Below are 21,258 nucleotides of genomic sequence, written 5' to 3'. Positions count from 1 at the left end.
TTAACCGACACTTCCTTCAAGACTTATAGCCAGAAGTTTTTGTGCTTCAACAGCAAATTCCATTGGAAGTTCTTTAAAGACTTCTTTACAGAAACCATTAACAATCATGTTGACTGCATCTTCCGTAGAAATGCCTCTTTGATTAAGATAGAAAATCTGGTCCTCGCCAACTTTGGAAGTTGTTGCTTCATGTTCAACTTTTGCAGTATCATTTTCAACTTCAATGTATGGAAATGTATTTGCACTACATTTATCACCCATCAACATAGAATCGCATTGAGTAAAGTTGCGTGCTCCAATTGCATTTTTCCCAATTTTAACAAGTCCACGATATGAATTTTTACTTCGTCCTGCAGAAATTCCTTTTGATACAACAGTGCTTCTTGTATGCTTTCCGATATGAATCATTTTTGTTCCAGTATCTGCTTGCTGGAAATTATTTGTTACGGCAACAGAATAAAATTCACCCACTGAATAATCACCCTGCAAAATGCAGCTTGGATATTTCCAGGTAATTGCAGAACCTGTTTCTACTTGAGTCCAAGAAATTTTGGAATGTTTTCCTCTGCATGCACCTCGTTTAGTAACAAAATTATAGATTCCTCCTTTACCTTCTTTATCTCCTGGATACCAATTTTGAACAGTTGAATATTTAATTTCAGCATAATCAAGAGCAATTAATTCAACAACAGCTGCATGAAGCTGATTGTTATCTCGAATTGGTGCTGTGCAACCTTCAAGATAACTTACATAAGAGCCTTCATCTGCAATAATCAATGTTCTTTCAAATTGACCTGTTTCTTGCGCATTAATTCTGAAATATGTTGATAGTTCCATTGGGCAGCGCACCCCTTTGGGGATGTAGACAAAAGAACCATCACTAAAAACAGCAGAATTTAATGCTGCATAAAAATTATCAGTGTATGGTACTACCGATCCCAAATATTTTTTTACAAGTTCAGGATATTCACGAATTGCTTCTGATATTGAACAGAAGATAATTCCTTTTTCTTTAAGTGTTTCTCGAAAAGTTGTTGCAACAGAAACTGAATCAAAAACAGCATCAACTGCTACACCAGCAAGCGCCTTCTGTTCTTCAAGAGGAATTCCTAATTTTTCAAATGTCTTTAATAACTCAGGGTCAACTTCATCAAGACTCTTTTTTTGTGGCCTTTTTTTTGGAGCCGAATAATAACTAATATCTTGAAAATCTATTGTCGGATAAGTTACATTGGGCCACTTTGGTTCTTCCATTGTAAGCCAGTAACGATACGCTTTGAGACGCCATTCAGTCATCCATTCAGGTTCCCCTTTTTTAGAAGAAATTAATCTAATTATGTCTTCATTCAAGCCTTTCGGTGCTACTTCAGATTCAATGTCTGTAACAAAACCCCATTTGTATTCGGATTTTGTTAAATCATCCAGCACTTTCATATCATCAGATACTTCCTGATTTATTTTATTTACATTTTCGTCCATTTTGTTTTTCCCAAAAATTATTGATGCAAACCTATGGAATCTTGATAATTTTGTCAAGATTCAAAATAAAAACATATTTAAAAAACATTTAGTTCACTTTAATCATTTTTTATGAATTAATACCCGTAACGTATTTTATAACTTCTGCTTTTTCAATTGTAATTAATCCGCCGCAATTTGCTTCTTCAAAAATATCATGAAGTATTGGCATAAACTTTTCTACTTTTTCTTCCTCGTCAACAATTTCAATTATTATTGGCATGTCTTCAGAAAGTCTTAAAATTTTTGAAGTATGAATTCTGCTTGCTTTGCCAAATCCCATTATGCCTTTGAAAACAGTTGCTCCTGCCAATCCGGCTTTTCGTGCTTCTAAAACAATTACTTCATAAACTGGTTTATGATGTAGTATATCATCTTCGCCAACAAATATGCGGACTAATTTTGCTTCCCCTTTAATTTCCATATTATTCTCCAGAGATTATTTTTGAAAGTTTATAAGAAATAAAAAGTACGAAAAGAGTAAGAAAAAGATTCAGCAAAATATTTAAGCCAGCATATAAATATTCTCTTTCTTTTAAGAAGTTAATTGTTTCATATGAAAAAGTAGAAAATGTAGTTAAGCCACCGCAAAATCCAATTGTAAGAAAAATTCTTAATTGAGAACTGATTAGTTCATAAGCATCGAAATAATACATTACAATGCCAATAATAAAACTTCCCAGAATATTAACCGTTAATGTTCCATATGGAAAAGTAGGAGGAAGAAATTTATAAACAAAACCTGAAAGCCAGTATCTTAGTACTCCTCCTATTCCAGCTCCAATAAATACAATGATATAATTTTGCAATTTATCACCTTAATTTTTGTTTGTATTTATATGGTAGGAGTTATCAGTCCGATGGGTTTAGTTGGACAGTTTATTACAGGCTAACTCCATAGCCCATTGCAAAATTACAAAAGAATTTTTTTTGAAAAAAGTTGTCGATTATAATTTAACAGCTTTGCTTATAAAATTCTTAACTTTTCTAAAAATAGAATATTCATGCATTAGTTCTTTAATTTCATTTAATTTCATCTCTGCTGCCTTAACACCTGCTTCAATAATTTCTTCTGCTTTATCAAAATCTGTCCATGAGTAATTTGATACTTCAGGATAAATAATTAAATCCGCTTCTTTCAATTTCATCATTGACAGATGATATGAAGTGATATTTTCAGTTCGATAAAGTATATCAATTATGTTTTTAGGAGGTTCAATTTTATTTAGAGTTCTTGAAACATTAACAGCTACAACTTTATTTGTACCTAATTGCCTAACTTTTGAAGCGGGCACATTCTCGGAAGTATAGCCATCAATTAAATAATATCCATCTAATTTAACTGGAGGGAAAATGCCAGGAATTGCTGAACTTGCTTTTAAAACATCTCGAAGCTTTCCTCTAACAAAATTAATTTCTTCGCCTGTAATTAAATCTGTTGAAATTGCAGAAAATTTTATTTTAAGATTCTCAAGTGTAACATCAGGAAGAATATCATAAATTTCGTTTGTTGTTTCTTCATCAAAATATGAAAGTGAAGTTAATGATTTAATTGCCTGCAATCTTAATTCAATATAATCAAGAAATTTATTGAAATAATTTTTATCTGTCTTCTTAGCAGATTCGTTTAATTTTTCTATTCCAAGCTCTCTGAATTTTGGATGCTTCATTGCATTAAGTATAAATTCTTCAACATCTTTTGCATTTCCAAAGTACGCATAAAGACCACCAACGATAGCACCCATACTGCATCCAGTTATTGCATCAACTTTGATTTTCTCAGAATCGAATACTTTAAGAACGCCGATGTGTGCTAAACCTCTTGCTCCTCCACCGCCAAGTGCTAATCCTAAGTTTGTCATATTTTTATTTTTGATTTTCTTTAAGCCAATTCAATATAATTTCATCTTTGGGAATTATACCATAACATTTAACCTGCTCGTTGATTACTAATGCAGGTGTCATCATTATTCCATAATTCATAATTTCACTTATATCAGTTACCTTTTCAATAATTGCTTCGATAGATTCTTTTTCAATAATTTCTCTAACTTTTGCTTCAAGTGTGTTACATTTTTTACATCCGGTACCAAGTATTTTTATGAAAATCATTTTTCAACTCTTATTGTTAATTTTCAAGAGAATTTTATTTTTTATTTCTTCAGAAGTAGGAATTCCATTTGGATAAAATCTGCATGTAAGAGCTGGATTATCTGGTTCGGGCATTTCTAATAGATCTTCTCCATCAATTAATAATGTTGGCGACCCTCTGAATTTCACCTTTCGTGCAGTTGCTTCATCTTCTACAAGAATTGTTTTCAATTCAATTTTATCTTCCAGGCCTTGAATAGCTTCATAAATATTGTTTTGCATTTTTAAGTAATTTGGACATCCTTCGAAATATTGGAATTCAAGTTGTATTTTCATTGTAATTAATCTGAATTTATTTTTTCAAATGTAATCAGCAGTATTTAATTTACCAAAAAAAGTATTATTACTTTTGGACTTAATTAATAGTATTGTAAAAAGATTAGTAAGCAATACAATATCTAAAATTGTTCAGATCATATGAAATGAATGATGGTTCCTGCAGATATATCTCTTCAAAAAATATTACAAAAACATTATTAGAAATTAATAATTTATTTTTTAGACTCTCTCTTCAACGAAAAACTTTTTCTTGAATTTTAATGCAACATTAACAAGCGTAATCAACACTGGCACTTCTACCAATGGTCCAATTACAGTTGCAAAAGCTGCAGGTGAATTTATTCCAAAGACAGCAACAGCCACTGCAATAGCTAATTCAAAATCATTGCTACCAGCGGTGAATGCAACAGTTGTAGTTTTTTCGTAAGTTATTCCCTGTCTTTTAACAAAAAAGAATGTTACAAAAAACATAATTGCAAAATAAAATGTATATGGAATTGCAACTCTTAGAACATCAAGAGGAAGTTCAATGATCTTCTCTCCCTTTAATGAAAACATTACAAAGATTGTAAACAATAAAGCAATTGGAGTAAGTATAGAAATTTTAGGAATAAATTTTGTGTGATACCATTCTTTTCCATTTTTCTTAACTAAAACTAAACGAGTCAAAACTCCGCCAGCAAATGGAATCCCAAGATAAATTAAAACTGTTACAGCAATTTCCCAGATAGAAATGTTAACTAAGGCACCTTGCATTCCAAATAATGGAGGAAGAATTGTAATAAATATATAAGCATAAATAGAATAAAAGAGAACTTGAAAGATTGCATTAAAAGCAACAAGTCCAGCTGCAAGTTCTGAGTCGCCGCTCGCTAAATCATTCCAAACTAGAACCATTGCTATACAGCGTGCTAAGCCGACAAGAATTACGCCCATTGCCATTTCAGGTTTATCCTGTAAAAGAATAAGCGCAAGGAAAAACATTACAAGCGGTCCAACAATCCAATTCTGAATTAATGATATGCTTAGCAGCTTCACATTTTTGAAAACTATTGGCAGTTCCTCATACTTAACTTTTGCAAGTGGAGGATACATCATTAAGATTAATCCAATTGCAATTGGAATGTTTGTTGTTCCACTACTTAATGAATCCCAGAAATTTGCGATTCCAGGAAAAACTGAACCAGCTACAACACCAAAGAACATTACAATAAAAATCCAAAGTGTTAAATAACGATCAAAGAAAGAAAGTTTTTTTGATACGGAAGGATCCATAATCTCTCCAAAATTAAATATTGATTTAAGTATGTTCTTTTTTTATGAACGCAGATTTCGCTGATTTGATAGATTTACTCTAATAAATTTGTCTGAGCAAACTCACCTAATCAATTTATCTGCTTACTATTTATTTCATATCTTTTAACCAATGTTCTAATGTAGATTTGGTAGGAATTTTCCCTTGAATTAAAATTTTCCCATTTACAATTAATGCGGGAGTCATCCATATTCCAAGATCAATAAACTTATCAGGTTCAACAATTTTTTGAATATTTGCTTGCAGATTGTTTTCTGTAACAACTTCATTACAAAGTTGATAAAGTTTCTCACAGTTAATACAACCAGGACCAACTACTTTTATTTCTAACATAATTTCTCCTCTATTTTGTTTTTCTTCATGGTTCTCTCTGTTATCTCTGTGGCTCTCCGTGTATTCTCCGTGAATCTGTGTGTAAGAAAAATATTACACAGAGAGCCACAGAGTTATTTTAATTCATTTAAATAAAATTCATAAAATTCTTTTTTGATTTCGTCTCTAACTTTTCTGAATACTGAAAGAATTTCATCTTCAGTTCCAGTTGCCTCTGCAGGGTCTTCAAATCCTATATGCAGCTGTTTACCAACTTTGCCAATAAAAACAGGGCATGTTTCTTTTGCATTGTCGCAAACAGTTATTACATAGTCAAATGACTGATTAATATATTTTTCTACATTTTCGGGAATGTTGTTGCTGATGTCAATCCCGATTTCTTTCATTACTTGAACTGCTTTGGGATTTATTTTTTCAGCCGGGTTAGTTCCAGCTGAGTAGACTTCAAGATTTGAATCAAATGATTTTAGAAATCCTTCTGCCATCTGACTTCGGCAGGAATTTCCAGTACAAAGAATGAGTATTCTTTTTTTCATTTTTTCTCCTCTTTAATTTATGAAGTTACACAGAGAACCACAGAGAGTACACGGAGAACCTCAGAGTTATTTAATGTATCTTTTAATTCCATCTTTTAACCGAAGTACATTGAAGTTTATTAAAAGTCCAACTTTCTTTTCAGAGAATTTTAAGTAAGTTAATATTTGTGCTTCATGAACTGGATTAAATTCATCAACGGTTTTCAGTTCTAATACAACTTTATCTTCAACAAGAATATCAATTCTATATCCACATTCAAGTTTAATTTCTTTGTATACTACCGGAACTGGTTTCTGTCGTTCAACTTTCAATCCCTTCTTTGACAATTCATAAGCTAAGCATTCTTCATAAGCCGATTCTAATAAACCTGGACCTAACTCTTTGTGCACCTCAATAGCACAACCAATAATAATATTTGTTAAGTCTTCATATTGCATTGTACCTCCGTGTTTCTCTATGAATACTCTGCGGCTCTCCGTGTAATTTTTTAACAATTAAAACAAATACCCATAAATAAGTCCACTTATTGTTGCCATAATTACAACAAGAGAAACATAAATAATTGTTTTCTGAGTCCCGATTACGCTTCTTATCACTAACATATTTGGTAACGATAATGCTGGACCTGCAAGAAGTAATGCCAATGCAGGACCTTTACCCATTCCATTATTTATCAGTCCTTGTAAAATTGGAATCTCAGTTAGAGTAGCAAAATACATAAACGCTCCAGTGATTGACGCAAAGAAATTCGAGAATAAAGAATTTCCACCGACTAATGTATAAATCCATTCTTTGGGAATTATTCCGCCATTACCTTCAGCTGAGCCTAAAAGAAAACCAGCAACCAGAACACCGGCTCCGAGCAAAGGCATAATTTGTTTTGTAAATCCCCAACTCTCGCCAAGCCATTGATTTGGCTCGCCATCAGTAAATGTCAATGCCAAACCTGTTGCAATAACTCCAATAACAAAAGGAATTGTTGGATTATGATAAAAGAAAATTGCTGAAAGAATTACTGCCAGTGATCCAAGAAAAACATATAGTTTTTTCACGCCAACTATGTAAATCAATGAGATTGCAAAACCAATTCCGAAAATTGAAGTGATATACCATTTATTTGCATAAACAAAATACCAGAAACCTTCTGTCTCGAGTGGTTTACCCCAATTAACAAAACCGAGAATCGCAACGAGAATAAAGAAATGAGTTGCTGTTTGCCAGAATGGTCTTGGTTCTTCTACTTCGGGCATTACAAGTTGTGCTTCAGCTCTTTGTTTTTCTTCTTTTCGATAAATGAAAGCCATAATTAAACCAATAATTAAACTGAATGAAACTGCACCTATTACTCTTGCTATGCCAAGTTCAAGTCCAAGAACTCTTGCTGTAAGAATAATTGCAAGTATGTTAATTGCCGGTCCTGAGTAAAGAAAGGCAATTGCAGGACCAAGTCCTGCGCCTCTTTTATGAATACTTGAAAATAAAGGTAATACAGTGCAGGAACAAACAGCTAAAATTGTCCCGGATACAGAAGCAATTAAATATGCTTTCCATTTTATTGCCTTTGCACCAAAATATTTAATAACAGAAGCCTGACTGATAAATACAGCAATCACTCCTGCGATAAAAAAAGCAGGCACCAAACACAATAGCACATGTTCCTGGGCATACCATTTAGCAAGTGCAAAAGCATCAATAATAGAATTACGAAAAGTTTCGTTTTGAATTGGTAAAAAGTAAGCAAACAAGAAAAAGCCGGTTATCCATAAAAAGGATTTGTATTGTTCTTTCCAGTCCATAATGAAATTGCCTTTAATATTAGAAATATATTTCGATTTGCTTTATATTTTTAGATGATTAGTTTATTAAAACATCTTTTGAAGAAATTCTACTTTCTATTTTTTGACCTTTTCTTTAATTAGCTTTACTAAATTTTCTTCTGGAATTATGCCTATAACACAACGATTGTCTTCTCTTAATAGTAATCTTTGATTTAATCGTTCCTCATCTTCCAAAAAAGATTTGTCATTTAAGAAAATCTTTAAAAATGTAAAAAGGCTTTTATTTTCTTGAACAGACTTATTTAGCTGATAATAAACCCATGTTCCTTCTTTTTCATAAGTAAGCAAGTCAGCATTCTTAAGAATAGTTAATGCTTTCGAAACTGCATATTGAGGAATTCTTAATGCATCCATTAATTCACATACACAAAGATTTTGACCGCTCTTAATAAAGAGGTTAATAATTCTTAACCTTGTTTCATCTGAGAGAGCTTTGAACTTTTCTATTAACTTATCCATGTAAGTATATGCTAATTTTTGCATGTAAAAATATGCCTAAAAATGCATATATGCAAGTAATTTTTTGGGCGAGTTAAATTTCCGCAAGAGTTTAATTTAATCTTTCGAGTCTGGACCTTAAGTGTCTTTCAGTTATTCCAAGCAGGCGAGCAGCTGCACTCTTATTACCATTTGTTCTGCTTAATGCTTCGTTAATAATTGTTTTTTCAAATGCTTTTAATTTTTCTTCATAGGGGTCGTCAAGATTAAATGCATCTAATTTTCTATCGAGTTCACTAATTTTTCTTAATTGGGGAAGATCGTCTTTAGTTATAAATTCATTTCTTGTAAGAACAACTGCTCTTTCAATTATATTCTCAAGTTCTCGAACATTACCGGGGAAATTGTACTTCATTAAATAATCAAGTGCATCACTTTCTATACCTTTTACATCTTTGTTAGTTGCCGCTGCAAATTTTTTAATAAAATGATTAATGAGTAATGGAATATCTTCTTTCCTCTCTCTCAAAGAAGGCAATCTGATTTCAACAACATTTAAGCGGTAAAATAAATCTTCTCTAAATTCTCCTTTTGAAATCATTTCTTCTAAGTTTCTATGAGTTGCTGCAATTATTCTAACATCTGTATGAAAAATTTGATTACTACCGACACGTTGAAATTCTCCAAACTGAATTGTGCGCAGTAGTTTTACTTGAACAGGTAATGGCATATCACCTACTTCATCAATAAATATTGTTCCTCCGTCTGCTTCTTCAAATCTTCCAATTCTTTCTTTTATAGCTCCTGTAAAAGCTCCCTTTTCATGTCCAAAAAGTTCGCTTTCTAAAAGGTTCTCGGGCAAAGAAGCAACATTAACTATAATAAAAGGTTTGTCTTTTCTTGGGCTTGAATAATGAATGGCTTTTGCAATTAATTCCTTACCAGTTCCGCTTTCACCTCGTATTAAAACTGTTGTTTTAGTTTGTGCAACTCTGCCGGCAATATTCAACACTTTTTCCATCAATTCGCTTTGAGATATAATTTCCTGAAATCTATACTTTTCCTGAAGTTGTTCTTTCAGCAATTTGTTTTCGTTTTGTAAAAACTTTTTTTCTTTGATTTTATTTAAGATACTTTCCAGAACATCAAGATTTATAGGTTTAGTAAGAAAATCGTATGCACCATTTTTCATCAAAGTCACAGCGTTCTCTACCGTGCCATAAGCTGTTATAATCACAACTTCAATAGAAGGATTTAATAATTTTATTTCGGTTAATACCTTAAATCCATCCCAGCCAGGCATACTATAATCCGTAAGCACAATATCAATTTGTTCATCTTTTGCAATGTTATAACCTTGTTCGCCATCTGTTGCTGTAAAGACTTTATAATCCCTTTTGGTTAAAAAATTTTTAAGAGATTGCAATTGTGGCTCTTCGTCGTCTATGATTAATACCTTAAGTTGATTCATAGAACTCCCAATTTATATTCAATTGGTAATTTAATATAAAAACTTGTTCCTTCGTTTATCTTGCTTTGCACATGAATATTTCCGTTGTGTTCTGTTATAATTTTGTGAACAATACTTAATCCAATGCCGTTTCCTTTTTTCTTTGTAGTAAAGTAAAGGTCAAATATCTTTTTTAGTTTATCCTGTTCTATTCCTTTTCCATTATCTTTAAATATAATATTAAGCTCGCCTTTTTCTTCATAAGCATGAATCGAAATAATTCCTTCTTTTTCGATAGCATCCAAAGAATTTTCAATTAAGTTAATAAATACCTGTTTTAGCTTTGATTTATCGAGAACAACTTTACCATTGTATTTTAAGTCAATAACAAGTGAAATATTTTTTTGCTTTAACTGCCAGTTATATTGATTAAATAATTCATCAAAAAAATCATTTAACAAAAATTCTTCTGGATTAATTGGCTGAGGTTTAGCAAACTTTAAAAATGCCTCGATTATTTCGTTAATTCTCTTTACTTCATTGTAAACTATCTTAATTAGATTATTAAACTCTTCCTGATTCTCTTTAACTTCATAGTCTTTTCCTATTTGCTGTGTGATGGTTCCAATAGAATTAAGAGGATTTCTTATTTCATGTGCAACTGTGGAAGCTAATTTGCCCATTGCAAGCATTTTTTCATTTATAAACATCTGTTTTTCTCTAAGTTTTTGTTCTGTTAAATCTCTAAATACAATAATCAAATTGGAATTTTTATTATCGTCTTCAAATTTACTTATAGAAAACAAAAGTATTTTCGAAGTCCCATTTATTAAGCATTCCTTTTCGAAAATTTTATTATCACTTTTGAATATCTCCTCACAATTTTCGTCACTAAAAACTTTTTTTGCATCCATCCCTATTACTTCATCGACTACATTTAATATTGATTGAGCAGCTTTATTTATTAGAATAATTTTATTGTTTGAATCAAGAACAATAATTCCATCGCTTACATTGTCAACAATTTTTTTAGAATATGATTCCACTACTTTGAATCTCTTGGAAAGAACATTGAAATTTTGATTCACAAAAATCAAGGTTGTTGTTACAAATCCAAATACAAATAATAATGCAGTAATAACTATGATTCTGCGAACAATTCTTTCATTGATATTATTCAAAGGATCAAGAGAAAGACCAAGCCGAAAAATTCCTATAGTATCCTGTTGAAATATAAATGGATGAATAACTTCAAATGCTTCGAAGGTTTTATACTTTTTAATTTCCCATCTATATAAACTATTTGAATTTTGAAGCAGAAGATTTGCGGTCTCATCCAATTCATCGATTTTACCAGAAGCTGCTATAATCCCATCTTCATTCTGTAATACTGTATAGATGATTTGTGAATTTTGAGTAACATTTTTTAATAATACACCAAAACCAATCTCATTTCGGAATTTGAATAATTCATCTGCATTTATATTTAACACAATAGCTTTTCTATCTTTAGTGGAAACTGCTATGGCATATCGTTGCCCGTCCAGAAATCTTGCTTGTTTAATTCCAATTATTAATGTGTCTTTCTTTCCCTCAAATATTGGGGATAAGTATTTTTTAACAGAATCAGATGATAAATATTTATGATGAATATCTTTATGACTAGAATAAATTTTTTTGCCTTCAGAATTAAATATGTTAATTCGATAGATATTATTTTCTTCAGCATATTTTTCAAGGAATGAATTAGATATCATTCCTCTTTCTTCGATTATCTTTATTGTATTGGCATTATTCAATAATCTTTTTTCAACTTCTTCTTCTATTCTATTATAAGATAACAATGCATTTCTTGATGAAGTTAGAATTGTTTCAAGCAAGGAATCGCCCTCATTTTCAAGCAGTTCCAGCATCTCTTTTTTGCTTTGATTCAACTCAATCCAGGCTGATGTAAATACAACAATCACAATAACAGCAAAAATTGAAATCAGAACTCGGGGTTGTATTAAAAAGTTCTTAATCATAAAATTTTATAACAAATGTGAATGGAAAATAAAAAATTGTTTACCCAGTAAGAAGCATTTAATTCGAAAAAGATTCTAAAATTTTATTTAGAAACTTAAGCCAATGCCAATGCTTAGTGAATTATTATTGTAATTAAATAAATCACTGTTTGATTGATTTTTTATGTATTGATAATTGATTAACAAGTAGAGATTCATTTCTTCTTCTTTTCCAAAAACAAAATCTTTTTTCAACATAACATTAAAAATTTTCTGTTTATCATTTCTCATATAATCATTAATATAATTCAAGTTCTCGTCATAAATTCCTTGTGAAGGATAAAATTTTTTGTTGAAATAAAAGCCTAATTTTATTGTAAAATCATTTAATATGATTTTTGTAAGCTCAGCTAAAATACTGTTGCCTTCATAATTAACCGGGTCATCAAAAATTTCTGATTCATCACCATAAATCATACTGACATCTTTTACATAACTGTTAAAACCACTATTTAAAATACTTCTGTTTGTAAATTGAAATGCAATCCCAGTGGTGGGAGTAATCGATTGTGCAACTCTAACATAGTTTAATGATTGTATCACATAAGAAATATTTTTATCAAGATAAGATTCAGTAACTAATTGATTATTTTCATTAAAATAAGAATAAGTTCCAGACTGAGAGGGACTTAAATATTTTTTATAATTAAAACTACTTCCATAAATCAAAGTAGTTCCACTTTCAAAACCATGATTCAAAAAAATACTTGCAGAATATTTCAAATTATTAAGAATAGTAATGTTTGGATAATTTGTAATGCTTAGATTTGATGAAAGTCTGATAAATAAATCCTTGAAATTTGTGTTGAAATTATAAAACATGAGTGCATTTGTATAATCAAAGTAGTTATAAATGTCTTTACCAAATCGTTGTTCTACATAAGCTCCTAAAAATGAATTATCAAAACTTTTAACAGCAGAAAATTGATGGACATAAAAATTTCTTGCCGCATCAGAACTAAAAGAGATAAAACTTCCGGAGTAATTAAAAGCTACTAAGTCAAAGTTGTATCCAAGTTCATAATTAAGCGAATATATAGATGTTTTCAAAGCATACTTTGTTCTAAATGGATTATCATTATATTCATATTCTGTTGCAATACTTGAAGATAATTGTGCATATTCATTTATTGAAAGAAATAAAATTAAAAATGCAGTAAAAAATATTTTTCTGGATGCCATATAAAACTCACTATTTTTAACATTAAAAAAGGGACTCCGAAGAGTCCCCATTAATTTTACTTACCACCTCTATAACCTCGACCTGCTTTTGTCTGAGTTTGAGTTCCACTTTGTGTTTGAGTTTCTGTCTGTGTTCCGGCTTGAATACCTTGTCCAGCATTGTTTTTCATTCCTTTACCAGAACTATATCCACCTTTTCCAGCTTTGTTATTTAATCTTCCTTTTCCAGCATTATCATTAATTCCGTCACCATTAAGGTCAACGAATTTATTTTTCTGCAATTTTGGTCCTTTATAATCTGGATCTAAACCATTTGGAATTCCATCTCCGTCATGGTCAGGTGCGTTATCATTGTAACCGTCACCATTATTGTCAATAAAGTTTTTACCATGTTGAGCCGGTGGATTAGGTTTTGTTTGATCTTGAGTTTGAGCATTAACACTAATGTAGCTCAATAACAGTGTTACAGCGAAGAGAACAAATAGCTTTTTCATTTTTTTTACTCCTTATATTGTTTGTTGATAATTATGAGTTCGCAGTAATTTTATTAAAAACCATGCCAGCTGTAAAAAGTTGGATTTTGGTTAAAATTGGGAAAAAATAAAATGTTTATAAGGAGTAATTAAACATATAAGTCGAATAGCTCGCCCGTATAGTCGAAAAAATTATTGGAGGTCAAGAATTCCATACTTTTTCATTTTTCTCCAGTTTTTTTGGACCTTCATTGCACTGTTAATTATAGAATATGGAATGAGCTTTATAGATCTCAAAAACATTACTACTGAATATACTTTCTGGATTTTGCTGCTTAGTGCATTAATAGGAATTATTCCAGAATCTGGTCCCCATTTAATTTTTGTAATGCTTTTTGCAAAAGGATTAATTCCCTTCTCGGTTCTGTTCACAAGTTCTGTAGTTCAAGATGGTCACGGCTTGCTACCTATGCTTTCTTATTCATTCAAAGATTCTTTGCGCGTAAAAATTTTTAATCTGTTTTTTGGATTAACAATTGGGATACTTATATATTTGGTAGGCTATTGATTTATCAAAGATTTCAAATAATTACTTTTTTTGATAACATATTAATAATTATTAAATCGATATATTTCTAACTCATTATTACAATAAAAATGAAATATGATATAAAATTTCAAGCAAGCAAAAACAGTCTTCTCCTTTTTGAAACTCGATTAACAATAAACACTTATGATATAGATGCAGCGGGTCATGTTAATAATATCGTTTATATTAGATGGCTTGAAGATTTGAGAACAAAACTTTTTTTAAATATTTGTGATTTTGAAAATATTCTGAAAAATGATTATTACTTAGTTGTAATATCAACATCCATCACTTATAAAAAGCAACTAAAATTATTTGATTCACCTGTCGGTATAATGAAACTTGACAACATTCAACATGGAATAATTACATTAGCTGCACAAATCAGGTCAGAAAAACAAATTAATGCATATGCAGAACAAAAATGTGTTTTTATTAATCTTAAAAATTCATGCATACTTAATCAGGAATTAACTTTAAAATTATTAAATATAGAAATGAGAAAAGAATTTGGAGGATAAGATGAAAGGAAAATTTTTCTTAATGATTTTATTGTTATTAATAAGCAATTTATTCGGACAAAACTTAACACTCAAAGGGAAAATTACAGACTCAAAAAATGGAGAAGCAATTCAAGGTGCAATAGTTTTCATTAGCTACAATTACATGGCTTACACAAATAATGATGGAAATTATGTAATTAAAGGAATACATGAAGGAGATTATTCAATAAAAGTTTCAAGGCTTGGTTACAAACCAGTTACAGTTTCAATCAAGATCGACTCAAATAATACTATCAAAGATTTTGTTTTAGAGCCTTCTCCAATTGAACTTGATGAAGTTATTGTAAGCACAGCTCGAACTGATAAATATCTTCGCAATTCTCCTTACTCTGAACTATTAATACCAAAAGAAAAAATTCAGAACAAGCCATATCAAACTCTTTCAGATATTTTAAAAGATGAACCTGGTATATCACTTTTACGAGACGGCATATGGGGAACAGAAGTAAGTATTCGCGGACTTAACCGCGAAAATGTTGTAACTCTAATTGATGGCAGCAGAATTGTTACATCAACTGATATTGCTGCAAGATTATCCATGATTAATTTAAATGATGTTGAACGAATTGAAGTAATCAAAGGTGCATCATCTTCTATTTATGGTTCTGGAGCTACAGGCGGCATTGTAAACATCATCACGAAATCTCCTGAATTTTATAATAAATTTTCCTTCAATGGAAATATTTCTACAGGATATAATTCAGTTAATAATTTATCAGTAATATCTGGTACATTTTACAGTGGCAGTTCATTTTGGTCTTCTAAGATTTCTGGTTCTTACAGAAAAGCTGAGAACATTCAAACTCCAATTGGAGAATTAAAGAACAGTCAATTTGAAGATTATAGTTTTTCAGGTGCACTGAATTTACTTCCCCTTGATAATCATTTAATTAAAATCAATTATCAATTGTTCAAAGCAAATAATGTTGGAATCCCGGGTTCGTTTGTATTTCCAAGCAATGCAGATGTTCGTTACCCAGATGAGAAGAGAGAATTAATTTCATTTAATTACGATATTCAAAATATTTCTAAAATGTTTTATAAACTTTCGGCAAAGTATTCTTATCAATACATCAAACGAAATGTTGAAAATATTCCTCATACTGTCCAGAATCTTCCTGCAAGCGGAACAACACCTGCAAGAAGAGTGAGTGTTCTTAAAATCACTCCCGGAGCCGATCATAAAAATAATAATGTTCAAATTCAGGGAAATCTTTTATTAACAAAAAATAATAATCTTATTCTCGGTATTGATTACTGGGATAGAAGTTACAATGGTCATCGCGAAAAATATCAACTGATAGAAGTTATGAATGCACAAGGTGATGTTGTGAACACCACTAACAAAATTATTGAAGAAAAACCTTTACCCGATTCAAAGTATAAAAGTCTTGGAATTTTTGTTCAGGATGATGCAGAATTAATTAAAAACAAATTATCTCTTTCTATTGGTGCTCGTTATGACAGAATAAATATTAGCGGTGAAGAAACTCTTAATCCAGTTTATGAAATTACTAATGGCGTAATAAATTTTTCTCCTTCTGGTCAAAAAATAATCTGGAATAAAATCGATGCAAATGACAATTCCTATAGTGGAAATGTCGGTTTAAAATATTCAACCAGTTTTAATCTCGATTTAACACTTAGTCTTGGTTTATCTTTTCGTTCACCTTCACTTGAAGAAAGATTTCAATACATAGACCAAGGAAGTTATGTGCGTGTTGGAAACCCCAATCTAAAATCTGAAAAAGAAAAATCTGTCGATTTTGGAATTCGTTATTACTCATCTAACTTGAAAATTACCTCAAGCATTTTCTTTAATTATTTCAATAACCTTGTTGCTGAAGTACCAGGAATATTCGAAGGAAGAAATGCTTTTATAAAAACAAACATTGGCGAAGCAAGAATCTATGGGTTCGATTTAAGTAGCGATTATAATTTTTACAAAAATCATATTATCTATGCAACTGCTTCTTATGTTAAAGGAGACGATATTACAAAAAATTCCAATCTTCCAGCCATTCCTCCATTGAACGGAATTATTGGAATTAAAATTGACTTATTTGATAAACTTCAAGCTGATTTTTCTTCAACAATTTTTGCAGCTCAAAACAAAGTTGCTGCTAATGAAATTACAACACCTGGTTACGCCGTATTTAATTTATCATTAAATACATATACTATAAAACTTTCATCTATGAAATTTCGATTCAATGCTGGTATAGAAAACATTTTGAATAAGAATTATCGAAATCATTTATCAACAACAAGAGGAAGTATCACAGTTGAGCCGGGAAGAAATTTCTTTGTTAATTTAACAGCTGATTTTTAATTAATTTAAACAAACAGCAAACTTATACGACACAATTTTATGCTCTGGTTTTTTATTGCATTGCTTTCTTCTTTGCTTTCAGCTTTTGCTGCAATAACGCAAAAGAAAGTACTCTTTAATCGAGATGCTCTTGAATTTTCTTTTATGCTTTCAATTATAAATTTAATTTTTTCAATCCCATTTTTCTTTTTTATCGACTACAGCACTATCAACACATTTAATATTACTATTCTTTTTATAAAATCAATAATTGGTGTAGCAGCTTTTTTATGTGTTATGACTGCATTAAAAAATTTGCAGATAAGTAATGCATTGCCTCTGCTTGCGTTAACTCCAGGTTTTGTTGCTGTTTTTGCATTTATTCTTTTAGGCGAATCTTTAAAAACTGCAGAAGTGTTGGGTCTAATTTCATTAATAGCCGGCACATATATTCTTGAAAGCAAAAATCTGAAAGAAATTTTTTCTCCTTTTACTGTATTCATTAAATCAAAGTATCATCATTATATTTTACTTGCACTGCTTCTTTTTACAGCATCATCAATACTCGATAAACTGCTACTTGTTAGATTAAATCTTTCTCCGATTTCATTAACAGCATTTCAGCATTTATTCTTTGCTATTCTTTTTGCTGCAGTATATGTTTTATTTCTTCTTTACAACAATGAAAACATACATGAAAAAACTTTAGAGATTTTTCAAAAGAAAGATTTAGGTTGGATAACACTTATCTCAATACTTACAATTGGTTATCGTTTTACACAAATAGTTTCAGTAAAACTTGCATCTGTTGCTTTGGCACTTGCAGTCAAAAGAACATCTGTTTTATGGGCTACAATAATCGGGGGAAAGATTTTTAAGGATTCAAATTTACTTAAAAAAACTATTGCTGTAATTTTTATCTTACTTGGAGCTATTTTGATATTACGAGAATAGAACCATGCTGAGAATACTTAATTTTTGTCAATACATCAATTAATTAACTTAAAAGTATTCTTTAATATGCAATAATTTTTCTTTCGATAGCATCAAAGCATGGTTTTGATTTATTCAAAGATAAGAAATTTTATTTCATAGCAGAATCTTTTATGATGGAAATATGGTCTATAAAATTAATTGTAAATTTATATGCAGAAAATACACGGGTATAACCACTTAAGTTATCACACTTTCATCGCACCAAATCAGGATTGATTGTTGGATAAAATGAATTGAAAAATTATAAAAACAAAATCCTAACGAGTTGGATTGTGATTTAATTAATTACTCCAAAACATAATTTTTGCCAGCAGCTTCTACTTCAAGTATATTTATGAATTTATTGTTTCTCTTATGATTCAATTAATTTCTTTATGTCAAATTTTTTCATCGTAAATATTGCATTCATTACTTTGCTTTTTTTACTAGGGTTATTCAATAAATCATTTAATATTTTTGGAACTACCTGCCATGAAATTCCGAATTTATCTTTTAACCAGCCACATTGAACTTCCTCTCCACCTTCTGTGAGTTTCTGCCAGTAATAATCGATTTCATCTTGAGTATCACAGTTAATAATGAATGAAATTGCTTCGTTGAAATCAAAATTATGCTTTATTGTACCGCCGCTCATTGCATTAAACAAATAATTATTTAATTCGAATTGTGCAAAAAGTAAAGTGTCTTCGGGGAGATTCATCGATTTATCATATGGATATTCCATTATCATTTTAGAGTTGGGAAAGATTGATGTAAAATGTTTGACTGCTTCTTTTACCAGATTAAATTTTTCATTAACAAATAATAATGAAGGAACAATTTTCTGCTGAGTGTTTACATCTTCAACATCAAGCTGCCAGGAAACACCATATTTATCTGTTACAAATGCATATTTGTTCGACCAGAAATATTTATCTAACGGCATATTCACAGAACCACCTTCAGAAAGCTTTTCATATAAAAAATTAATTTTGTCTTCTGAAGCACAGTACACATAGAATGAAATTGATTCATTGAATTTAAAAACAGGTCCGCCATTAAGAGCAAGAAAAGGCTGTCCATTTAATTCAAATTCAACAGTCATTACCGAACCTTCAGGTTTTTGATGGAACTCAAATCCTTCTTTTCCATAACGAATAATTCTTCCGATATGAGAATCTGAGAAAAGCGATGTGTAAAACTTAACTGCTTCTTCGGCTTGATAATCAAACCATAAACAGGGGGTTATAGAATTAATTGTTTTCATTTTAATATCCTTTATAATAAAGCATTTTTAACATTGTATTAACTGAAGTAGTTCATTATAATCATTCATATTATTTACATTATAAAAAATCTCATCTTTATAAAAGGAAAGCGATTGAGGATGAATAATTTCAGTTTCAATGCTGCTCAAAAATTTGTGGAATGATTTATCATTCAAATCATTATTTGAGATAAAATATTCAATCTCTTTTATAATCTTTTTTGAATAAATTCCAACCAACGGTTGATGATAACCAGCAGCTTCGCAAAAGATTACTGGCTTATCACTTTTATAATCAACAATGTATTTAATCATTTCTTTTGTCATCAAGGGAACATCACACGAAAGAACAAAAATTTTTTCTGTCTTTGTGTGAGTTAATGCTGAATGAATTCCTGCAAGCGGTCCTTTCCATTTATAAATATCTTCATATAAAGGAATGTTAAGAAATTTATATTCATCAGGAGAGTTTGTGATGATTATAACTTCTGGAAAAATTGATCTCATCAAATCAACAATTCTTTCGATGATAGTTTGGTTTCCAATCTTAAGAAATGATTTATTCGTTCCCATTCGTGAGCTTTTTCCGCCAGCGAGAATTACTCCGGTTATATCAGAATACATTTCACTCTTTCTCCTTTTTTCGGATTCACTCTTTCTTCTTCGATTTCTATCAGACAATTCGCACGACTCATCTCAACAAGATTTCCGGATGATTGCGAAAATTCCGAAGTTACTTTCCATTCATCATTTTCTTCAAATAAAATTCCTCGCGAGAAATGTCGCTTTCCATCTTTCTTCTTTAAATCATTCTGTAAAGTTGCTGTTATATTTTTTATTTCATCTTGTTTGAATAAAAATTCAATTGCCGGTTTGATAAACACATAAAAATTCACCAGCGAAGAAACCGGATTGCCGGGCAGACCAAACACTAAAATTTTTCTCTCCTCTTTTTCAAATACTCCAAAGTAAATTGGTTTACCGGGTTTGATGTTCACTTTCCAGAATTTTTCCTTTACTCCTTGTACTTCAAAAATATTTTTCATAAAATCGTATTTGCCAACTGACACTCCGCCGGTTGTGATAAGCAAGTCAATCTCCATCTCCAAAGCTGCTTTTACTTTTTGTGATATAATTTCTTTATCATCTTTTGTAAAGCCAAGATTTATTACTGTGTGATTCATTTCTTTTATTGCGGCATAAAGAGAATAATTGTTTGAAACACGAAGTTTATCATCTTTCGGTTTTTCATTGATTGGAATCAGCTCATCGCCGGTTGCAAGAATTGCAGCTTTTAATTTTGAAAAGACTTTTACTTTTTCTTTTCCGCAGCTTGCAAGCACCGCAATTGTCTTTGCATCAATTTTTGTGAAGCGATTTACTGCGATTTCATTTTTCTTTAAATCATTTCCCTGCGTACGAATATTCATTCCTTTTTTAAAGAAAGCATTCTCTTTCAACTTTAGCAAGTTGCCGTTTATTTCAACATCTTCTACTGGAATTATTGTATCAGCATTTACTGGAAGTTTACTTCCGGTTGTTATCAGAACGGCATCATTTTCTGTTAAGTTGAATGAAGAAAAATTTCCGGCAGAAATTTCTCCGATAATTTTCCATTCGCTTCTTTCAGAATATTTAATCGCATATCCATCAACTGCTGAATTATCAAAGGGAGGCAAATCAACATCTGCAATTACATCTTCTGCAAGGATGCGGTCGTAGGAATCCCAAATATCAACTTCTTCTGTGTGAAGAGTTAATTTTTCAATTTCGTGTTTAATTATTTCAAGTGCTTTATTATAATTTATCATAGTTCTCCTTTGTGTTCCTTTGTGAAAATCCTTTGTGTCCTTCGTGGTTAATTCATTTTCACCACAAAGGAACACGAAGTGCATCACAAAGAAACACGAAGAGTTTATAAAATTACTCTTTTAATTCCATCTTTTAGATGTCTTACATTAAAGTTTATCAATAAT

The 21,258-nt window shown here is 30.7% G+C and carries 23 protein-coding genes and 1 riboswitch; of the genes, 4 read left to right on the top strand and 19 right to left on the bottom strand.

The genetic code is table 11. The annotated features are described in order from the left end of the window. The 16 genes from sufB to AC27L2_RS04415 all read right to left on the bottom strand — a co-directional run bounded on the left by sufB (position 1) and on the right by AC27L2_RS04415 (position 13,598). Positions 1-1,434 (bottom strand): Fe-S cluster assembly protein SufB, encoded by a 1,434-nt coding sequence (sufB, locus tag AC27L2_RS04490; protein WP_487210621.1) that lies wholly within the window; start codon positions 1,432-1,434, stop codon positions 1-3. Positions 1,435-1,588: 154 nt separating this feature from the next. Next, complete coding sequence (locus AC27L2_RS04485) at positions 1,589-1,942, bottom strand: DUF190 domain-containing protein (RefSeq protein ID WP_487210492.1); 354 nt, start codon at positions 1,940-1,942, stop codon at positions 1,589-1,591. A gap of 1 nt (position 1,943) precedes the next feature. Beyond that, a complete protein-coding gene (gene crcB / locus AC27L2_RS04480) occupies positions 1,944-2,327 on the bottom strand; it encodes a fluoride efflux transporter CrcB (protein WP_487210491.1) in 384 nt (127 codons plus the stop codon). A 27-nt stretch (positions 2,328-2,354) separates the two neighbouring features. After that, positions 2,355-2,430, bottom strand: a riboswitch (Fluoride riboswitch). Positions 2,431-2,465: 35 nt separating this feature from the next. Then, the gene (locus AC27L2_RS04475; protein WP_487210490.1) at positions 2,466-3,380 is read right to left on the bottom strand and encodes a patatin-like phospholipase family protein; all 915 of its coding nucleotides are present in this window, start codon (positions 3,378-3,380) and stop codon (positions 2,466-2,468) included. Positions 3,381-3,384: 4 nt separating this feature from the next. Continuing rightward, entirely contained in the window at positions 3,385-3,630 is a 246-nt protein-coding gene (locus AC27L2_RS04470; protein ID WP_487210488.1) for a thioredoxin family protein, read from the bottom strand. A gap of 3 nt (positions 3,631-3,633) precedes the next feature. After that, entirely contained in the window at positions 3,634-3,945 is a 312-nt protein-coding gene (locus AC27L2_RS04465; RefSeq protein WP_487210487.1) for a DUF2703 domain-containing protein, read from the bottom strand. A gap of 222 nt (positions 3,946-4,167) precedes the next feature. After that, positions 4,168-5,223 (bottom strand): ACR3 family arsenite efflux transporter, encoded by a 1,056-nt coding sequence (arsB, locus tag AC27L2_RS04460; protein WP_487210486.1) that lies wholly within the window; start codon positions 5,221-5,223, stop codon positions 4,168-4,170. Positions 5,224-5,353: 130 nt separating this feature from the next. After that, positions 5,354-5,596 carry a thioredoxin family protein gene (locus AC27L2_RS04455; protein WP_487210485.1) on the bottom strand — a complete coding sequence of 81 codons (243 nt, stop codon included), beginning with the start codon at positions 5,594-5,596 and terminating at the stop codon, positions 5,354-5,356. A gap of 113 nt (positions 5,597-5,709) precedes the next feature. Then, positions 5,710-6,132: an arsenate reductase ArsC gene (locus AC27L2_RS04450; protein ID WP_487210484.1), complete on the bottom strand. Its 423-nt coding sequence runs from the start codon at positions 6,130-6,132 to the stop codon at positions 5,710-5,712. Positions 6,133-6,198: 66 nt separating this feature from the next. After that, a complete protein-coding gene (locus AC27L2_RS04445) occupies positions 6,199-6,570 on the bottom strand; it encodes a GxxExxY protein (protein ID WP_487210483.1) in 372 nt (123 codons plus the stop codon). A 57-nt stretch (positions 6,571-6,627) separates the two neighbouring features. Beyond that, positions 6,628-7,929, bottom strand: a complete 1,302-nt coding sequence (locus AC27L2_RS04440) for a permease (protein WP_487210482.1) — start codon at positions 7,927-7,929, stop codon at positions 6,628-6,630. A 96-nt stretch (positions 7,930-8,025) separates the two neighbouring features. Beyond that, positions 8,026-8,454, bottom strand: a complete 429-nt coding sequence (locus tag AC27L2_RS04435) for an ArsR/SmtB family transcription factor (protein WP_487210481.1) — start codon at positions 8,452-8,454, stop codon at positions 8,026-8,028. A 67-nt stretch (positions 8,455-8,521) separates the two neighbouring features. Beyond that, complete coding sequence (locus AC27L2_RS04430) at positions 8,522-9,880, bottom strand: sigma-54-dependent transcriptional regulator (protein ID WP_487210480.1); 1,359 nt, start codon at positions 9,878-9,880, stop codon at positions 8,522-8,524. Beyond that, positions 9,877-11,883 (bottom strand): sensor histidine kinase, encoded by a 2,007-nt coding sequence (locus tag AC27L2_RS04425; protein ID WP_487210479.1) that lies wholly within the window; start codon positions 11,881-11,883, stop codon positions 9,877-9,879. The genes AC27L2_RS04430 and AC27L2_RS04425 overlap by 4 nt, the downstream gene beginning before the upstream one ends. An 87-nt stretch (positions 11,884-11,970) precedes the next feature. Further along, positions 11,971-13,104, bottom strand: coding sequence for a hypothetical protein (locus tag AC27L2_RS04420; protein ID WP_487210478.1), 1,134 nt, complete (start codon positions 13,102-13,104; stop codon positions 11,971-11,973). Positions 13,105-13,160: 56 nt separating this feature from the next. Continuing rightward, positions 13,161-13,598 carry a hypothetical protein gene (locus tag AC27L2_RS04415; RefSeq protein ID WP_487210477.1) on the bottom strand — a complete coding sequence of 146 codons (438 nt, stop codon included), beginning with the start codon at positions 13,596-13,598 and terminating at the stop codon, positions 13,161-13,163. Positions 13,599-13,725: 127 nt separating this feature from the next. Between AC27L2_RS04415 and AC27L2_RS04410 the strand changes: the two genes are divergently transcribed. The 4 genes from AC27L2_RS04410 to AC27L2_RS04395 all read left to right on the top strand — a co-directional run bounded on the left by AC27L2_RS04410 (position 13,726) and on the right by AC27L2_RS04395 (position 17,994). Then, positions 13,726-14,145, top strand: a complete 420-nt coding sequence (locus AC27L2_RS04410) for a putative manganese transporter (protein WP_487210620.1) — start codon at positions 13,726-13,728, stop codon at positions 14,143-14,145. An 89-nt stretch (positions 14,146-14,234) separates the two neighbouring features. Beyond that, the gene (locus AC27L2_RS04405; RefSeq protein ID WP_487210476.1) at positions 14,235-14,687 is read left to right on the top strand and encodes an acyl-CoA thioesterase; all 453 of its coding nucleotides are present in this window, start codon (positions 14,235-14,237) and stop codon (positions 14,685-14,687) included. A 1-nt stretch (position 14,688) separates the two neighbouring features. After that, positions 14,689-17,061, top strand: coding sequence for a TonB-dependent receptor (locus AC27L2_RS04400; protein WP_487210475.1), 2,373 nt, complete (start codon positions 14,689-14,691; stop codon positions 17,059-17,061). A gap of 39 nt (positions 17,062-17,100) precedes the next feature. Beyond that, positions 17,101-17,994 carry an EamA family transporter gene (locus AC27L2_RS04395; RefSeq protein WP_487210474.1) on the top strand — a complete coding sequence of 298 codons (894 nt, stop codon included), beginning with the start codon at positions 17,101-17,103 and terminating at the stop codon, positions 17,992-17,994. 394 nt (positions 17,995-18,388) lie between these two features. On the opposite strand, the gene AC27L2_RS04390 is transcribed toward AC27L2_RS04395, so the two are convergent. The 3 genes from AC27L2_RS04390 to AC27L2_RS04380 are packed head-to-tail and all read right to left on the bottom strand — an operon-like array spanning position 18,389 to position 21,093. Next, on the bottom strand, positions 18,389-19,282 hold the full coding sequence (locus AC27L2_RS04390) for a VOC family protein (RefSeq protein WP_487210473.1): 894 nt from the start codon (positions 19,280-19,282) through the stop codon (positions 18,389-18,391). Positions 19,283-19,309: 27 nt separating this feature from the next. Then, positions 19,310-19,906, bottom strand: coding sequence for a molybdenum cofactor guanylyltransferase (gene mobA, locus AC27L2_RS04385; RefSeq protein WP_487210472.1), 597 nt, complete (start codon positions 19,904-19,906; stop codon positions 19,310-19,312). Beyond that, positions 19,891-21,093 (bottom strand): molybdopterin molybdotransferase MoeA, encoded by a 1,203-nt coding sequence (locus AC27L2_RS04380; protein WP_487210471.1) that lies wholly within the window; start codon positions 21,091-21,093, stop codon positions 19,891-19,893. The genes mobA and AC27L2_RS04380 overlap by 16 nt, the downstream gene beginning before the upstream one ends. Positions 21,094-21,258: the final 165 nt, after the last annotated feature.

Source organism: Rosettibacter sp. KY25, from assembly GCF_057554405.1.
The sequence above is the reverse complement of the archived record's forward strand: the minus strand, read 5'-3'. Positions and strand labels throughout refer to the sequence as shown.

Bases quoted from the DNA above. Each gene is read 5' to 3' on its own strand.
- sufB (WP_487210621.1), bottom strand. From the start codon at position 1,434: ATGAAAGTGCTGGATGATTTAACAAAATCCGAATACAAATGGGGTTTT.
- AC27L2_RS04485 (WP_487210492.1), bottom strand. From the start codon at position 1,942: ATGGAAATTAAAGGGGAAGCAAAATTAGTCCGCATATTTGTTGGCGAA.
- AC27L2_RS04475 (WP_487210490.1), bottom strand. From the start codon at position 3,380: ATGACAAACTTAGGATTAGCACTTGGCGGTGGAGGAGCAAGAGGTTTA.
- AC27L2_RS04470 (WP_487210488.1), bottom strand. From the start codon at position 3,630: ATGATTTTCATAAAAATACTTGGTACCGGATGTAAAAAATGTAACACA.
- AC27L2_RS04465 (WP_487210487.1), bottom strand. From the start codon at position 3,945: ATGAAAATACAACTTGAATTCCAATATTTCGAAGGATGTCCAAATTAC.
- arsB (WP_487210486.1), bottom strand. From the start codon at position 5,223: ATGGATCCTTCCGTATCAAAAAAACTTTCTTTCTTTGATCGTTATTTA.
- AC27L2_RS04455 (WP_487210485.1), bottom strand. From the start codon at position 5,596: ATGTTAGAAATAAAAGTAGTTGGTCCTGGTTGTATTAACTGTGAGAAA.
- AC27L2_RS04450 (WP_487210484.1), bottom strand. From the start codon at position 6,132: ATGAAAAAAAGAATACTCATTCTTTGTACTGGAAATTCCTGCCGAAGT.
- AC27L2_RS04445 (WP_487210483.1), bottom strand. From the start codon at position 6,570: ATGCAATATGAAGACTTAACAAATATTATTATTGGTTGTGCTATTGAG.
- AC27L2_RS04440 (WP_487210482.1), bottom strand. From the start codon at position 7,929: ATGGACTGGAAAGAACAATACAAATCCTTTTTATGGATAACCGGCTTT.
- AC27L2_RS04435 (WP_487210481.1), bottom strand. From the start codon at position 8,454: ATGCAAAAATTAGCATATACTTACATGGATAAGTTAATAGAAAAGTTC.
- AC27L2_RS04430 (WP_487210480.1), bottom strand. From the start codon at position 9,880: ATGAATCAACTTAAGGTATTAATCATAGACGACGAAGAGCCACAATTG.
- AC27L2_RS04425 (WP_487210479.1), bottom strand. From the start codon at position 11,883: ATGATTAAGAACTTTTTAATACAACCCCGAGTTCTGATTTCAATTTTT.
- AC27L2_RS04420 (WP_487210478.1), bottom strand. From the start codon at position 13,104: ATGGCATCCAGAAAAATATTTTTTACTGCATTTTTAATTTTATTTCTT.
- AC27L2_RS04415 (WP_487210477.1), bottom strand. From the start codon at position 13,598: ATGAAAAAGCTATTTGTTCTCTTCGCTGTAACACTGTTATTGAGCTAC.
- AC27L2_RS04405 (WP_487210476.1), top strand. From the start codon at position 14,235: ATGAAATATGATATAAAATTTCAAGCAAGCAAAAACAGTCTTCTCCTT.
- AC27L2_RS04400 (WP_487210475.1), top strand. From the start codon at position 14,689: ATGAAAGGAAAATTTTTCTTAATGATTTTATTGTTATTAATAAGCAAT.
- AC27L2_RS04395 (WP_487210474.1), top strand. From the start codon at position 17,101: ATGCTCTGGTTTTTTATTGCATTGCTTTCTTCTTTGCTTTCAGCTTTT.
- AC27L2_RS04390 (WP_487210473.1), bottom strand. From the start codon at position 19,282: ATGAAAACAATTAATTCTATAACCCCCTGTTTATGGTTTGATTATCAA.
- mobA (WP_487210472.1), bottom strand. From the start codon at position 19,906: ATGTATTCTGATATAACCGGAGTAATTCTCGCTGGCGGAAAAAGCTCA.
- AC27L2_RS04380 (WP_487210471.1), bottom strand. From the start codon at position 21,093: ATGATAAATTATAATAAAGCACTTGAAATAATTAAACACGAAATTGAA.